Genomic DNA, 16020 nt, shown 5'->3' with positions numbered 1-16020 from the left:
CTGACTCTTGCTCAACGTCTTGTCTCTCGCTTCTTATTCAGAGGTGAATAACGGTAAACAATAAAACACTTCCTGCTGTTCTCCTTTTTCAGGCTCAGCGTTTTGTGCTTCAGATTGCGCGAGCGGCTTAAAGCCTACTTTTTCCAATACATGAATAGAACAACGATTAAATGACCAAACGGATGTGATCAGCTGCTCCAGCTTTCCTTGTTCGGCGATGGCTTTTGCCTGCTCGATACACAATAATGCCGCCTGTTGACCAAAGCCGCTATTTTGGTAGTCAGCGCCTATCCAAAAAGAAAAATAAGCACTGGTATTTGACTTCTGCACCTGCTGATTATCCTGTTCAGTTTGCTCGGCTTGTACAATTGGAGCTGTATCAAGGTTTGCATCCCTAAACTCCAAACTGGTACAGCCCACAAACCCTAATTCTGCATGTATCACCGCATAGCTGGCACGTTGATGATCTTGCTGCCAATGGCTAATGGCCGCTTGCACTTGTGCCGGCGATGACAGCTCAAAGCTACGGGTTAGCGGCGCTATTTGCGGATCGCGGTATTGCAGGTAGAATTCGCTTACATGCTGCGGCGCTAAAGGGGTTAAACTTATTTTTGAACTTATTCTTAAACCTATTCTTGCACTTATTCTTGAACTTAAGGTTGAACTGATGCTTAAGTCCTCACTCGCTTTTTCGCTGTTGAACCAACTTAGCTCAGCACAGTGGTTTTGATAATCGGCAATATTACCTTGCAAGGCTGCCGCTTGTGTATCATCCGGACTTAGTGCCAATGCCAGTTCGGCAAAGTTTAACGCCAGCTCAAGTTCGTTGGTGGCTTGGCACACCAGTGCCAGATTATGAAATACCGCAGTACTTTCGCCATACCAATGAATACAACTGATAAAACAGGCTTTGGCCAGTGACCAGTGACTGAGATCGATGGCCAGCAATCCTAACTTAAACGCAAATTCGTCCGCTTGTTCGCGTTCGGTTTGCTCATGGCCGCCTTGTTCATGGTCAAGCAGGTTAAATTCACCTATCGGGATATAATGTTGCCATACCTGACTTAAGGTTTGGCACCAGCTTATTCTGCTATTGATTAACACGCCTTGCTTAAGTAAACGCGGTAAAAAAACTTTGAGTAACTTGGGATCATCATCACTGCTGCGCAGATGACTTAATATTTCTTGCTCGGATAACACATTCACCGCACCGCGCAGGCTTTTTATGACTATTTGGCTGTCATCAGGATTAGTGTTGACTAGGTATTGCTCAACGGCTAGTTTAGTCATCACAAAATCGCGTTGTGCGCTGTCAATCATCGTTATATTAAATGCCGTCCCTTGCCGCCGCTGTTTGATGCTGCGACTCAGGCCAGCGTTATGAGCGGCCCAGTCCGTTAAGCTCAAGAAATTAACCGGCCAATTTAGCGACCAAGCGTGTGTTTCACTGCCCGCAAGACTATCCATAGACATACCCATCGTAGCAGGCAATGCTAATTGTGTTATATCCGGCGGAACTAACAACTCATGCTCCGTGGCTAAAGGCGTTAACCCTGCTACTAATGCTGAAGGTGCTTTTTTTGGAGACACTTTATTTGGAGAGAATAGTTGTACCTGCTTTAACTCATCGATTGTCGTTGGGCCGAAATCTGCCGTGAGTAACATTAACCCTTGTGGGTGTTGTTGCTGTAACTTGTCTAACGCTGCTAATGCCGCAATGGGCAGCAACAAGGGCTGATGAGGTAGCTGGGCTAAGTCATTGGTTAGCTGGTGCTGCAACTGTTTTATTAACAGTGGCTGCAGAGTTTGAACTTGCCCTACTAGCCAGGTATTAATATCATCTATTTTTCCCCAGCGATATTGCCAGCAAACTGAGTCTTGCTTTTTGTTGTACAGTATTGAGTTTTCCTGTGTTGACTCTCCCCCGCTGTCATCCGGTTTGTCCGGATCAGCTGCCAGCAACTCACATCGATATAACTGACCATAATGCAGGTAAAACAGCGCTTGGGGCAAACGGCTGAAAAAGTGATTTGCCATAACGATCAGCGGGTTTTTTGTTTGTGCTCCATCAGGCCTAGCTTTATCTGACTGAGCTTTTGCTGCATCGGTTTTAAGCTCTGCACTTATCACTTCATCATTTACAGGTTTATCATTTGCCGATTCATTATTTGCAGACTCATTGTTTACAACGAATGCCGCTTCAAAAGCCCGATAATCGATGATATCAGCAGCGATATCGCTACTTGCTTTGCTGGAAGCCTTATTGGCATTAAAAAATGCACTGTCGGCATCGATGACTCTGGCTTTAGCTGATTTGAAATATGGCTGTAGATAAGGGTGAGTTTGAATAAACTGGCGATTTTTTTCACTGCAATCGCTGAGCAGATAACACAGTTTAATATCGTCTAACCCGTACTCGGTAAGCAAAGTGTCCAGGCGCTGCAGCACTAAAATGGCAAATCGGCCACACCCTGCCCCCAACTCCAATACATATATTGGTTGGCTGTCATCTATGGCACCATTATATAAACCGTCTAACAGGTATTTCACCAGGATCTGACAATAGCTGTTCACCATGGTCGGTAAATGGCTGATATCATGACCGATTAAGCCTTGTTGCCAAAGCTTAGGGCCTGCTTGCTGATAATGTGCCAACTGCTGTTGCCAAAATGCCGCTTGCTCAAATGGCACAAAGTTTTGTTCGCTGTTGTGCTGCTCTGCAGCTGGTGGCATAGGTTCAAGCTGCGCCACTTGTAATGTTATTGTCTGATTTTCTGCTGATGTGTGCGCATTTTCAGGTGCTTCAGATGCACTGTTCTGGTCGCTCTGCATTAATGAGCTAAATAATGGGTTCATAGCGGTATTCTTCGATTGTTGAAGCAAACTCTTTAAAAAAGTTGCCAATATGACTCAGAGTTGCAATAACCTAGATGCGACTGGCTCACTCTCTACTCTACTCTACTCTTTGTTCGCTCAAGGCTGTTCGCTGAGGGCTCTGGCTCAAGGCTGTTCGCTGAAGGCTCTTGCTGAGGGCTCTGGTTCAAGACTGTTTTGCTCCCACTGTCACCGCTTTGCACTCCCACGGCTGGCGGGTGCCGCCAGTGTAAGGCACTGCCAAACCTTGCTCGATTAAATGCGCGCCATAGTTCATCGCATCGTCCGAGCCTTCACTCATGCCATCGACCGAGTCAAGCAGCCACAGCTCACCATTGATGCGGCTGGCATATTTGGTCAGAGTGGGGTCTATATTTCTCACTTGCAACTGCTGGGCATGGTGCAGTAAATTGCGGGCATAATCGCTGGCTTGGTGGCCTAAAATGATTTCGCAATCGCGAATACGCTGACCATTTGTCACCCCACGGCGAGACTCGGGAGTATCAATACCCGCGATGCGCACATTCACCTCTTTAAATAACTTGGGGTACAGCAAGAGTCGGACTTTAATGGTGTCGGCATCAATCACTTTAATGAGTTCGGCACTATACACATTGGGCAACGGCTTAGCCTCACAGCTAATAGCCAGCGAGCTGCAATAAATGCCCATAATAATCAATAACACATGCAGGGATTTCATGAGAGGTCCTTTTGTTCAATAAATTAAATGGGTAATAAAGAGGAATAAAGCAGGAATAATAACCAGCGCCAAATTGATTGCTTTAATGAGTGGCTTAAGACACAACTAACGGCTCTCCCCAGCAAATCAACACCGTGCCATTTTGGGCTGCTAATGAGTTACCACCGGGATCAGCCAACCTCCTTTGGATATAACCGTTCAATATTTTATAGTCAAGGGGTTGAGAGAGCCTCTTTTAGTTCATGGAGCCTGTGATTAATATCATCAATATGAGTAAGCGATATGATTTGTATGCGAGCGATTTTTTCTCGCGCCTCTATCGTCACCATGTTATGGCTATAAGCGAGGTTTTTAGCCTGCTGTTTTTCTGCCAGTTGTAAAGGCGTTTCATCTTGTTGGCGTAATTCACACTCTTGCTCAAGCAGCTTTCGCTCGTCTTCAGTAGCGGTATCGGCCATTACCGCCCTTGCCCGCTGGGCTTTATCTGACCAGGCGGCAACTTTGTAGAAAGAGGCCTGCGGATTAACCTGCTCTCTTGCTTCATTGCTTAGCTGAACAATTATTTTTTCAGCTTGTGCTTGTAATTCTGTTAATGCAGCCTGTTCAATGAGTGCATTCCATTTTTTAACCCCTGGCTTTTTAAAGCCTACAGGCCAACTCACCTGGTTATTTTTCAAAGACCACGTTATTTTTGGGAAATGTTGACTCAATACCTGCTCCAGAATATTGGACTCCGCTGGAGGCTGAATGTAACAGTGCATATTTTTATCAAAAGGAAGTATCATATTGTTAGGCATGTGCGCTCCTAGCTTATTATTAATTTATGAACAATGAGTGTATTGCCATTGATAAGAAAAATATCACCATCAAAAATGGCTAAGCCAATTGATTGTGAACTTGTTGAAGCCCCCGGCACGGTTGCTTTGAGTACCGCCGTGCCAGTAAAGACTTGATAAATAAGCGAGCCGGTAGAGCTGGGTAGTACCCCATAAAAATTATCTTTTAAGCTAAAAACAGGCAGCTCAGCGCCATTTATTCCGCCAGAATAAGTTTGAAAGCTTTGATAAGTGCCCGTATCCATTCTTCCGAATGAAGAAATATTATTATTACCGTGCAATACCAACGTCTTATCTTTATAAACCAGAGCATTACCACTGTGGCTTTCCCCATTGGGTTTTTGTGCTGAATATACCGTTGTAAAACTCGCCGCATTGGGCGCTAATCGTGACACTAATATTGGATCGTCCCAAAAAGATTGGGCATAAGCTATAAGTCCGAACTCTTCACTACCATCAAAACTAAATGCTTTAAGATTCGTTTCTGCAGTAATTGCATCAGAAGTTACAGCAGGAAAGGGGATAGAGATTGGATGCGTCAACACATGGGGCGTTAACGGGTTTTCTACTTCATAAACCTGAGTATCCGTCTTGCTATTCAGCATAGCAACGCGGTATTTTCCATCGAAAGCGACCCCATATTTGGTATGTTCATTGCCGCCGGTAGCACCAGAAAAAACAAATTCATTTAACTGCTCATCAAATAAATACGCACTATCACCCGCATACAGAATAGCCTGTTCGCCGAAGTTAATAACGCGGAAATAAGAATTTCTAGCATTACTATTTAACGTTTGAATAAGACTAAATCCACCACTCCATTCATAAATACGTAGCACGTTGTTTAAATATGCTTTAGTGATAAAAAGATTCTTGCCGTTACCTGTAGTGACATAATCACTATATAGAAACGCTGCTGCAACACTTCCCACCTGCTGAGCCCCCGTCACACTGCCATCGGTAAGCAATGTATACTTTTTAGGACTAATAGGTTGAGTCATTTTTTTCGTTACCAATGCTAAGGTCGCGGGTGTGATAGCAACATCGGTCAGTGTGCCCTCAAGTGCTTCTTGTTCAGTAGCAAAACGCATCACCCCAAAATCTGTTGCAGTGGCTCTTGTCGCCCCTTCAATATTAAGATTAGTTAAGCCCGCACCATCACCATTAAAGCTTTTACCTGTAATGGTGTCAGGTAAACGATCATTATCTAATGTCCCCGTGGTGATATTATTGGCGTTTAAGTCTGTTAACTCAGCGCCGTCACCGCTGACATTACCAGAGAGACTGGTGACCGAGATAGCTGCTGGCAAACGCGCATTATCAATCGTGCCTGTGGTGATATTATCCGCATTTAAATCAGTTAAACCTGCGCCGTCACCGCTGACATTACCAGAGAGACTGGTGACCGAGATATCTGCTGGCAAACGCGCATTATCCATTGTACCTGTGGTGATATTATCGGCATTTAAGTCTGTTAAGCCCGCGCCATTACCACTGAAGTTTTTATCCGTGATATTGGTGGGTAAAAACTCATTTTGAAGCATGCCCATAGTGACATTACTGGCATTTAAGTCGGTTAAGTCTTCGCCATTGCCGCTAAAACTACCCTCAAAACTGCCGCTAAAGGCTTTGCCCGTTATCGAACCTGGAAGATAAGCATTATTTAAAATACCCGCAGTGATATTATCCGCATTTAAGTCTGTTAAGCCCGCGCCATCGCCGCTAAATGACTTATTTGCAATCGAGTCAGGTAAATAGTCATTACTTATGGTACCCGCCGTAATATTATCGGCATTTAAGTCTGTTAAACCCGCGCCATCACCATTAAAGCTTTTACCCTCAATGGTGTCAGGTAAACGATCATTATCTAATGTCCCTGTGATGATATTATCCGCATTTAAGTCGGTTAAGCTCGCTCCATTGCCATTAAAGATACCATCAAAACTGCCGCTAAAGGCTTTGCCTGTTATCGAATCTGGCAAGCGGGCATTATTAATCGTGCCCTTTAACAATTGAGCCGCATTCACGTCTAAGCGTTGATTCCAGTAACTGGCTTTGCTGGTATTATCAAAGCGATAAATAAACCACAAGGATGATGGCTCGGTATGGGTAATAATGGCATAGCCAAGATGATAATCTTCATTATGTTTTATCCATGTGGACTGATAGTGATATAAGCCTAAGATCGCGTTATCTAATTCATTGGTGATCAATACTATATCTTCTGGATTAAGGGCTAATGCTGCAATCAAGGCTACTGGAAGGTGATCCACATCCTCAATGTGTTGATCGGTTTGCTGGTAACTGACTGTCGTCAATCCCCCTTCATCATACTGATAAAGACCATTTTCAGTTGGTTCATCTTGTTGATTCAGCTTGACATAACCACCGTTTATGAGGCCATTGCCACTCATTTCATCGTCGGTCAGTACATTGATATCAATGATTTTATCTGTAATATCAATAAACGACTCAACCTCCACCAACTGACCTACAAGCTGATAAATACCATTGTCTTCCGGCTGAAGCTGAGCAGTTAACAGCAAAAAATCATCCAGTTCGACAGTGGCGTCATCATAATTAAGCAGTGAAGATGAAAGCTCAGCTAAATTCATTACGTTTTCCGTAATAACACCCGCTATGTTATCATGATATATGTCGGTTTCAGCAATGCTTTGGCTGACATTCAGAGTAATAGCCTCGGAGATTAATTCGGAAAAATGCGCCTCGGTTGGCGTGTCACCCGATTGAAAGTTTTTGCTTAACGCGTCAAATATATCATTATTTTTCATGATAAAACCTAAAGTTAACAGTAAAAGATAGTGAGGATTATTTTCTATTAAGGGTACGATCAATTTCACGCGCCACCGGTAAGTGTGTCGGCTCATGAACGGCTATCGGCACCGACAGGGATAACATCAAACTGGGTTTGGGCGTTGAACCCATGGCTTGCCACACTTGACCACTGACTTTGTCACTGTATTCACTGCCAAACAGAGTAAAGCGGATCCCATAGGGATTGGGTTCAAACTGATGCAAGGTCAATATTTCCTCTGGCATAAAGTCAAACATGCCTAAGCCGCAAATCAAATAACCCATGAGTAAGTGTTCAATCTCAGCACTGCCGCGTTTATCCTTACACCAAACGGTCAGCATATAGCTGATATCGACATATTTAGGCTCTTTTATCAATATGCGCCGGGTTTTGGTTTCATCTAAGGTGGAACGCATGGGTTCACTGCGTCTGCGGCTTTTGTCCTCATTAATACCGATGAGATAACAATTAATCACTGGGCTATTACCCAGCTCAGCCACAAACTCACTGTTAGGCGCCACAAAACTTAAATCAAGTTCCTCTGATGACACGGTATTTAAACTTAACACTTTGTCTCGGATCAGAGTATCCAGCGCTTTTTGCGTTTTTTGGAGAATAAGCGGATCCATAAACGGATCTCCTTTGAGATAGGCGGTTATTCGCTCAGGTTTTATTCGATTAAGCTAACCTAACCAATGGGTGAGTTTTTGCTCGGCGAGGAAGCCGGCATTTTGCTTCTCAAGTTCACGAGTAATGGCCTTACCTAGCAGGGCTTTACTGATGGTTTGTTGTTGGGCTTTAAAAGAGTAAAGCAGCGCTCGTTCGGCAATATTATTGATTTGAGAGGGGGTAAACTCAAATTGCTGTGCTAATGCCAATAAGTTAATGCCTGATGCAATAGACAGACTGCTGCTCCAAGCCCGTTGCCACAATTGAAAACGTAAATGCTCATCGGGCATAGCAAACTCCACCACGCCATGAAAGCGCCGCAAAAAAGCATCGTCTAAGTTACTTTTAAAGTTGGTGCTCAGTAATAGCAAGCCAGTATAGGTTTCCATGCGCTGCAATAAAAAGCTCACCCCCATGTTGGCGTTTTTATCTTGGCTGGATTCGACCTCACTGCGCTTAGCAAAAATGGCGTCAGCCTCATCAAATAACAGTACTGCGTTTTGTTTTTGTGCATCATCAAACAACTTAGCTAAATGTTTTTCAGACTCCCCAATCCACTTACTGGCCACATTGGCCAAATTGACTTTGTAGAGAGGCAGCTTAAGTTGGCCTGCAATCGCCTCTGCCGCCATGGATTTACCCGTACCAGGTTTGCCCCAAAATAACGCCTGAATACCGGGGACAAAATGCGGCATGGCGTCGCTTAACTCAGTCCGATACACCAGTCTGTCAATCAATTCTTGTAATTGCTCTTGAGTGTTATCATCTAAGATCATATCGCTAAGCCGGTATCTCGGCTGACTTAGGCTCGCCAGTTGTCCTTGACTGGCACTGTTCGCGTGCAGGCAAGCCTTCTGTAATAGCGAGAGCAAAGGATGACTGTCGTGATTGTTGTCTAAAAACATCGCGACTTGAATGCCAATTTGACTCATCACAGCGGGAGTTAATGGATACAAATTAGCAAGATAATCGGCATTCCCTGCCGATAGCGGCCTTAATAATGGTCCGTATTGCTTCATTAACGCTGCGGATATCGCCAACCAAGCTTGGGTTAATTGTTTCGGCTCAGGTGCGATTAATCGCAACGAGATCAGTTGATTTTGATTGAGGTATTGCCTAAGACGGTGACTATCGAACCAATTTAATTCGCTGTTAACGCTGACGCTTTGCTGAATGATCGGCTCGGTATGCTCGGTGATAGGATCACAAAAAAACACTCCATTCATATTGGACAATAGCAAGGGGACTATCCATTCGGCCTCTCCTGCCCTGAGTAAATAGCTGAGTAAATCAGGCCAATAGATATAGCAGGTTTGCCTATTAGCCATCAATCTCATTTGCCGAAAAGCCTGTATAATGTCATGTCGCTCATCGCCTTGTGCGACACTAAAACTGACATAGTACCAAGGCCGCTGGCTTTGATAAGCAAATTGTGCGACTAAAGCACAACGATCGTCATGGGCTAACCCACTGACAATGTTGACCTGTGTTAATGTTTGTTTGAGCAAAGAGGCAAAGCATATTTTAATAGCAACATCCTCTTGTGATGCCAGTAGCTGAACCTTTGTCGACGGCTTATCAAGACGGGCATGTTCCCCGAGTAGATACGTAAAGACGTCGGGTGCTAGCAGTAATGGATGGATAAGCGGCTGCGGCTGCTCAGGGCTTGACAATATCCCCCATCGAAATGCTGCCATAGGAGTCAACATATCTTCTAAGCAGGTTATTTTACTCTGTTGATTGTTCTTGCTGAGTAATAATACCCGCTCTAAGGACAAACTTGGCCCTTGATCAAACCAACTCAAGCCTAAAAAATGGGTCAGGGTATCAGGCTCGAGTGTGGTGATAAAAACGATCCCGATAAGCTTCAACTCCAGCTCCGTCAGCTCAAACCCCACTTGCAACGATTGCATAGCAGGGGAATGAATATAGGTATCCATACTGTCATGAAATGCTTGCAGTAAAATAGATAACTTGGATTGATCTTCCCCTTGTTTTATGGCTTGTCCTAAACCATAAAGCTGTTGGCTCAATCTATTGACTAACGCTTGATCTAAATATTGATTTTGCTCTGGATTAACAAGATCAGCGGCTTGTGCCATAACCCCTCCTTTTATGTCCCTTTTCAAACCTCAACTTGTTTTATTTAATTTCAGTAGGATCAGAAATATGATATTGATTGCTCTTGTTGAATAAACTTATTCACTGTTTTATTGAGAGTGCCCTTTAAGAGTTTGATAACGCTATATGATTGATACTTTCTAGCAGCAACAAGTCCGATGAAGGCACATGCACCAATAAACTGTGGCCCATATTTTTAATCTCAAGTGCCACCTTTTTGCCTTTAGGGTTTTCGATTAACGTCCCCGTACGGCCCGCCAGCGCCCCTTTTATAATCCTCACTTGCATACCACTCACAAGGTAGGTTTCCATATAGGTGATCCCATTAAAGTGCGCTTCAATCTGCTGCATCAGCTCAATATCCTTAGTCGATATTGTGCTTGGCAAACCGCCAAACCTCACATAGCCCTTAACCCCCGTTTGATAGTTGAGTTGATGAAAGCCATTGTCATCGTGGTGAACAAATAAATAACCATTAAACATGGGGATCGTTTTTTCAGCTTGTTTCAGTGTGGGTAAGTAGCAGGCAATATCCCAAATTCCCGCCGCTTTATTCGACTCTATCAATTGACTCAAACTGATTTCTGCATGGGTTTTGGTTTGCAGCGCATACCAATTGAATTGACTCTTTTCCTTGTCTGACATGGGTGCAAGCTCCGCCATTTCATCCATCGTTTGGTGAAATGTCATCATATGAATAATGTTCCTGCTGCTATCTTGCTGCTGGGCAGGCTCCGCCATTGGAATTGTTATCCTGTTCAATGACTTCTTACTGTTACTTTTTGTTCTCTTTAAGGCTCGAGAGAATAATAAGCCATCTGCTTATGACGCTTCCTTCGAAAAATGCACAACAATCTTGAATTTATGCACAAATGACCGAAATCCGTGGATCTCTGAGGGGAAGTTCCTGCCTACGGCATACCGATAGGCGTTAGTAACATTGAGGGGGGAGAAGAAAAGAGAAAGAGGAAGAGGAAGAGCCTCCACTGCCTATTGACGAATAGCCTTAGCTGCACAGCATTGAAAAACAAAAACCGCACCGAAACCTTAAGGCAACAAATGTAACAAATTGTATTAGCTTTTATAAAAAACATGATAGATAATGTGGTTAACCATTACTGGTTAATATTAAAAGGAATTTTAAATGATTTTTAAAAAAACATTCTTGTATTAGATATCAATTCAGTGGATTTAATGATGATAAGAAAGGTGTTACATCACCCCACTTATCAAGTGTGCACGATTAATAGCGATACATTACCGCAGCAACTGGATGATCAGCCAGACTTGATCATCATTGATATCTCACCACATGATCCCAAACAGCTACAATATATCATCACCAGACTCACTAATGACTTAGGACAAAAGCACTACTTTCTTCCACCCGTGCTTGCCTTAACCGACTTCAATACCAGCAAACGACAGCACGCCCTTGAAACTGGACTCTATGACTTATGTTACTTCCCCATCATTGAAGAAGAATTGTCATTACGGCTACGACAAGCTTGCTTAACCATCGATAAAAAAAAATAACCTGTGAGGCCTGTTATCAAAAGGAGAAAACACGTCTAACGCTCGAACAAGATCTACTGACCGATCCTCTGCTCACCTTGGCCGAGAAGGCAGCCCACTACTTATTATCTGAAATGGCCAATGACATCAGCTTAAGCAAGATGGTGAGCAAAATGGCCACCAACCGTAACAAGTTGTCTTTAGCCTTTAAAACGTATTACGGCACAACGCCACTGAATTGGCTCAAACAACAACGCATGGAAACCGCGGCCCAGTTGCTTATGAGTACACAACAATCCATTTCAGACATCACCTACACAGTGGGTTATAAGGACTCCAACCATTTTTCAACGGCATTTAAACAATACTCCGGGCTATCACCTAAGCAATATCGAACGCAATATGCCGTTTGTAAGGAAGAAAAACACGTGAAATAAAAACTAACCGTCGTAACTAAATTACAGCGTGAATAAAACACATTCACGCCGCAATAAAACCCGCCCGCTTACGGCTAATTAAGCGGGCAGGTTTTTCTCATCTCAGATCATGAAGAATGAATATAGAATGTAGGTAGCGATAACCAATAAGCCCACTATGCAGTCTAATCAACGGCCCATGCTAAGGCTTTTCGATTAGACTCAAATTCGCTACGCGAAGAGAATATCTAAGTGACTCCTGAAATTCTCCCAAGATAAAAATCACACTTAACCCCAGAAATAAACCATCATTCCATTGCCTATTATTTAATAACATAAAAAGCAGCACGGCCCTAGAATCCAGTAACAAGCTCTCCTATTTTAAGTTACTCGCGCTTTAGTCTCTTCCCGGCTATTTACGTAACGGCCTTTTCATTATATCGAGATAAGCATTTTCAAAAGTATGATCTTTCGGAATGGATTTATTGTTTTTCAAATAACGCTCAATATAATGCTCGAGCGGAGTCCCCGTCACCCTACAAGCTTCAATTGCCCTTTCTACACATCTCAACGGTTGTTTATATTCCGTTGCCAGCTCATGTGCCCTCACCCACTCAAATTTATCACATACCTCGTCATCACTTAAAATGCGAATACTCGACGCGTCATAACTCATGTTGATCCCATTTTTATACGCCACTCAATCAAAAAATAACAAACATAACGATCCTAATACTGCGTCACAATATCATTGCAATCAGGATCACCTATGGCTTGACTCTAGCTTAACCCTTTAAGCGGCTATAAAAAGGATAGCTATCATACCCATACTCTATTTAGCCACTTCATTTGAAAAGTGATTTTAACATAGAAAAAGCCGACTTGATTATTTTGAATAGCGTTCTTCAAAAAAGTAGCGAGGTCAGATCATGATTGGTGTCATACCAGCCTAAAAAATGAAATCGACAGACCTTTCTACGGGGTAGCTTTATACTGTACATCACGATAAACTGCTGCTCATTAACAAGGAGTTATCGTGATAGAAGTCAAGGATTTGTGTTTTAGCCGCCATGATGGCGATAACAAACACCGCATTTTAAATCAGCTCAATTTGTTGGTACCCGCAGCACAACACCTTGCACTGCTCGGTGATAGTGGCTCAGGTAAAACCACCTTGCTGCATATTTTAGCCGGCCTTCTGCAAGCCGATAGCGGCTGGATCAGTGTTAATAACCAAGCGCTCTCTTCTTTGAATGAACCCGCACTCGCGCTTTATCGCCGAAAAATAGGCTTGATCTTTCAGCACTACCAATTACTTGATTGCTTAACCGTAAAGCAAAATATTTTATTTCAGCACAAACTCAACTTTCCAAAGCAAGCCGCTAATGAATTTGAACCTATCGTCAACGCGTTAGGGCTACAAAACAAGCTCAATACGTTACCTCATCAGCTGTCTGGTGGCGAACAGCAAAGAGTCGGCATCGCCAGAGCATTACTGAATAAACCTCAGATCATTTTTGCCGATGAACCGACAGGTAACTTAGATCAAAAACGCTCGCACCAAGTGGTTAAGCTACTCACAACATTATGCCGTGAGCGAGGGATCAACCTAGTGATGGTGACGCATAGTCATCAGTTAACGGATTATTTTGATCAGGTGAAAGTGCTAAGAGACGGCTGTTTTGAATAACGAGATTAAATTAATTCTAGCCACACATTTACTGTTTTATCGCCGACACCCTTGGTTAATGGCACTGTTTTTATTAGGGTTTAGTTTAGGCAGTGCGCTGTTAACCGCTATTGCGGGGCTTAACCAAGAAGCCAAAACACGCTATCAAGAATCTTCAGCACTCATCAATAATCCCGTTACGCATTTAATTAAGCCACTCACCGGTAAACAGTATATTGATGGCAATGTATGGATCGATTTAAGAAGACAGGGCTTTATCAATGCGGAGCCCGTTTTACGTGGTCGATTAAACACTCCTGAAGGGCAAACCTTAGCCATTCAAGGCGTGAATACCTTGCAGTGGTTAAACAACCATCAAGACAAACACGGCAATACCAATAAAACGTCCCCGCGTTTTACCCTTGACACTTTGTTCATCGATCCGCAATTTTCCGAGCGTATTGACACCAAAAATAACAGCCAAGGGCCCTTTGTGCTGCAAGAGGGACAACAACAACCCGATATTCGTTTCACAGATGATATTGGCCTATCGGCTATTACCGACATTGCCCATGCCGATTATTTATTAGCGGCAAAAGGCCAGCTCAGCTTTATTGAACTGTCACATGTGACCGAGCAACAATTAGCACAAATAAAACCGCTGATCGCGGGGCAAGCGCAACTCGTCGATGCTCAACAACAAGCGTTTGATGTATTGTCAGAAGCGTTCTTTTTTAATCTCGCGGCACTGGCCATGCTTGGCTATATTGTTGCTGCGTTTTTGAGTTTTAACGCTATAAAGCTCACCTTAACGGCACGAAAAAAGGTGTTAACACAAATGCAGTTGTTGGGCTGCACCCCACTCAGCATTCAACTTAGCTTGATTGTTGAGCTGGTTATTGTGAGTATTTGTACTGCGCTGTTAGGCACCTTAGGCGGGTACTTCATTGCCAATGGGCTGGTGCTTGATGTTAATCGCACTTTGGTTGCTCTGTATCAACTCGATAAAGCGCTGGTGATCCATTGGCAATGGTCTAATGTTTTATTGGGTTTTGCCCTCAATATGTTTGCGTTAGCGGTGATATTACTGGCACAAGCCAAGCTTGTTGCCAAACAAGGTCAATGGGTATTTTACGCCTTATTGATGAGTACATCGGCAGGGTTTATTTGGCTATTCCATTTCGCGACGAGCGAATACCAAGCCTTACTGCTGTGCTTTACCCTGTTGATATTGTTTATTCTATTGGTGCCTAAAGCACTATCGGCTGTGGCGGCATTGCCTATCACCTTGACCAATCCGTTAGCTCAATGGCTACAGGCCGATACGCGATTTCATTTAAAAGACTTACATATCGCCATTATTGCCATTTTAGTTGCCCTAGGGAGCGCGATGGGTATGCAAATTATGGTGACAAGCTTTAGTCATAGCTTAAATACACACCTTGAAAAACAATTGAGTGCGGATATTTATTTGCGTTCAGCTAAGCTCGATAACCCCTTAAGGCAAACTCTCAGTCATTTGCCTGAAGTCGACCAACTCAGTATTTATATGCGCAGTGATGGCTACATTAGCAATGTGCCTGCACACCTTGCCAGCTTTGGTGACAGCATAGAGCATTATCGGCATATTTCGCTGACATCGGGTTTTCCCATTCGTCCTGAAAACTTCAGTGATAAAGGCTGCTTAGCTAATGAGCAAAGCAAGATTAAATTTGGGGTGTCTTTGGGGGATATGGTTGAATTTGAACAAAATACAACGCGCTTTAACTGTCGTATAGCGGGCTTTTTTTACGATTATGGTAACCCCAGTATGTTACTGCTCACGCTAGAAAAATGGCAACAAGCCGCCGCGTTAAACAGGGAGCACTTCGGCTATTCCATTCGTCTCAATAACCGTACTACTCTTGCTGCCTTTAGCGAACGTTTGGTCGACGAATTCCAGCAAGACAGCACCCATATAGTGCCAAACAAACGCTTTAAACAATATGCCACGGCCTTGTTTGACGACACCTTTGTGATCACCAAAGCGCTTAATGGCTTTATTCTCGCCATTGCATTATTAAGCCTGTGTACCAGCCTATTAAGTTTAAGTGTTAATCAATTAAAGCAACTGATCATATTACGCAATTTAGGGGTGACACGGCAGCAACTGTTAGCCATGAAACTGCTACAAACCGCCGGTGTAGTGTGCTTTACCGCCTTATTTGCTATCCCGCTTGGTTTTGCACTGGGCTTTGCGTTATTGACGTTTGTGATGCCGATTGCGTTTGGCTGGACCATCCATTTTAGTTTAGATTTAGCCAGCTTACTATTCACCTGCTTAACGCTGGTTGGCGTGTCAGTTGTTTGCGCCTATTTACCCATTCGAAAATTAACCTACCTAGACGCCAAGGAGCGGTAATCAA

12 protein-coding genes are annotated in these 16020 nt (G+C 43.5%); 4 read left to right on the top strand and 8 right to left on the bottom strand.

Annotation, left to right across the window (positions count from 1 at the left end):
• Positions 1-33: 33 nt before the first annotated feature.
• The 7 genes from L2764_RS01520 to nusG all read right to left on the bottom strand — a co-directional run bounded on the left by L2764_RS01520 (position 34) and on the right by nusG (position 10756).
• Entirely contained in the window at positions 34-2856 is a 2823-nt protein-coding gene (locus L2764_RS01520) for a GNAT family N-acetyltransferase (RefSeq protein WP_248938480.1), read from the bottom strand.
• A 184-nt stretch (positions 2857-3040) separates the two neighbouring features.
• Positions 3041-3574, bottom strand: coding sequence for a thermonuclease family protein (locus L2764_RS01515; RefSeq protein WP_248938479.1), 534 nt, complete (start codon positions 3572-3574; stop codon positions 3041-3043).
• 212 nt (positions 3575-3786) lie between these two features.
• On the bottom strand, positions 3787-4371 hold the full coding sequence (locus L2764_RS01510) for a hypothetical protein (RefSeq protein ID WP_248938478.1): 585 nt from the start codon (positions 4369-4371) through the stop codon (positions 3787-3789).
• A gap of 8 nt (positions 4372-4379) precedes the next feature.
• Positions 4380-7202 (bottom strand): autotransporter outer membrane beta-barrel domain-containing protein, encoded by a 2823-nt coding sequence (locus L2764_RS01505; RefSeq protein ID WP_248938477.1) that lies wholly within the window; start codon positions 7200-7202, stop codon positions 4380-4382.
• A 37-nt stretch (positions 7203-7239) separates the two neighbouring features.
• On the bottom strand, positions 7240-7854 hold the full coding sequence (locus L2764_RS01500; RefSeq protein WP_248938476.1) for a Pvc16 family protein: 615 nt from the start codon (positions 7852-7854) through the stop codon (positions 7240-7242).
• Positions 7855-7908: 54 nt separating this feature from the next.
• Positions 7909-9996, bottom strand: coding sequence for an ATP-binding protein (locus tag L2764_RS01495; protein WP_248938475.1), 2088 nt, complete (start codon positions 9994-9996; stop codon positions 7909-7911).
• A 124-nt stretch (positions 9997-10120) separates the two neighbouring features.
• Complete coding sequence (gene nusG / locus L2764_RS01490; protein ID WP_248938474.1) at positions 10121-10756, bottom strand: transcription termination/antitermination protein NusG; 636 nt, start codon at positions 10754-10756, stop codon at positions 10121-10123.
• Positions 10757-11209: 453 nt separating this feature from the next.
• Between nusG and L2764_RS01485 the strand changes: the two genes are divergently transcribed.
• Positions 11210-11551 (top strand): response regulator, encoded by a 342-nt coding sequence (locus L2764_RS01485; RefSeq protein ID WP_248938473.1) that lies wholly within the window; start codon positions 11210-11212, stop codon positions 11549-11551.
• A gap of 152 nt (positions 11552-11703) precedes the next feature.
• A complete protein-coding gene (locus tag L2764_RS01480) occupies positions 11704-11967 on the top strand; it encodes a helix-turn-helix domain-containing protein (RefSeq protein ID WP_248938472.1) in 264 nt (87 codons plus the stop codon).
• Positions 11968-12358: 391 nt separating this feature from the next.
• On the opposite strand, the gene L2764_RS01475 is transcribed toward L2764_RS01480, so the two are convergent.
• Positions 12359-12622 carry a hypothetical protein gene (locus L2764_RS01475; protein ID WP_248938471.1) on the bottom strand — a complete coding sequence of 88 codons (264 nt, stop codon included), beginning with the start codon at positions 12620-12622 and terminating at the stop codon, positions 12359-12361.
• Positions 12623-12982: 360 nt separating this feature from the next.
• On the opposite strand from L2764_RS01475, the gene L2764_RS01470 reads away from it, so the two are divergent.
• Together L2764_RS01470 and L2764_RS01465 are read left to right on the top strand one after the other, a co-directional pair.
• A complete protein-coding gene (locus L2764_RS01470; protein ID WP_248938470.1) occupies positions 12983-13636 on the top strand; it encodes an ABC transporter ATP-binding protein in 654 nt (217 codons plus the stop codon).
• The gene (locus L2764_RS01465; protein WP_248938469.1) at positions 13629-16016 is read left to right on the top strand and encodes an ABC transporter permease; all 2388 of its coding nucleotides are present in this window, start codon (positions 13629-13631) and stop codon (positions 16014-16016) included. The genes L2764_RS01470 and L2764_RS01465 overlap by 8 nt, the downstream gene beginning before the upstream one ends.
• The last annotated feature ends 4 nt before the right edge of the window (positions 16017-16020 follow it).

This window comes from Shewanella surugensis (genome assembly GCF_023284005.1).
Classification (GTDB): domain Bacteria; phylum Pseudomonadota; class Gammaproteobacteria; order Enterobacterales; family Shewanellaceae; genus Shewanella; species Shewanella surugensis.
This window is presented reverse-complemented; position numbering and strand designations above follow the sequence as displayed.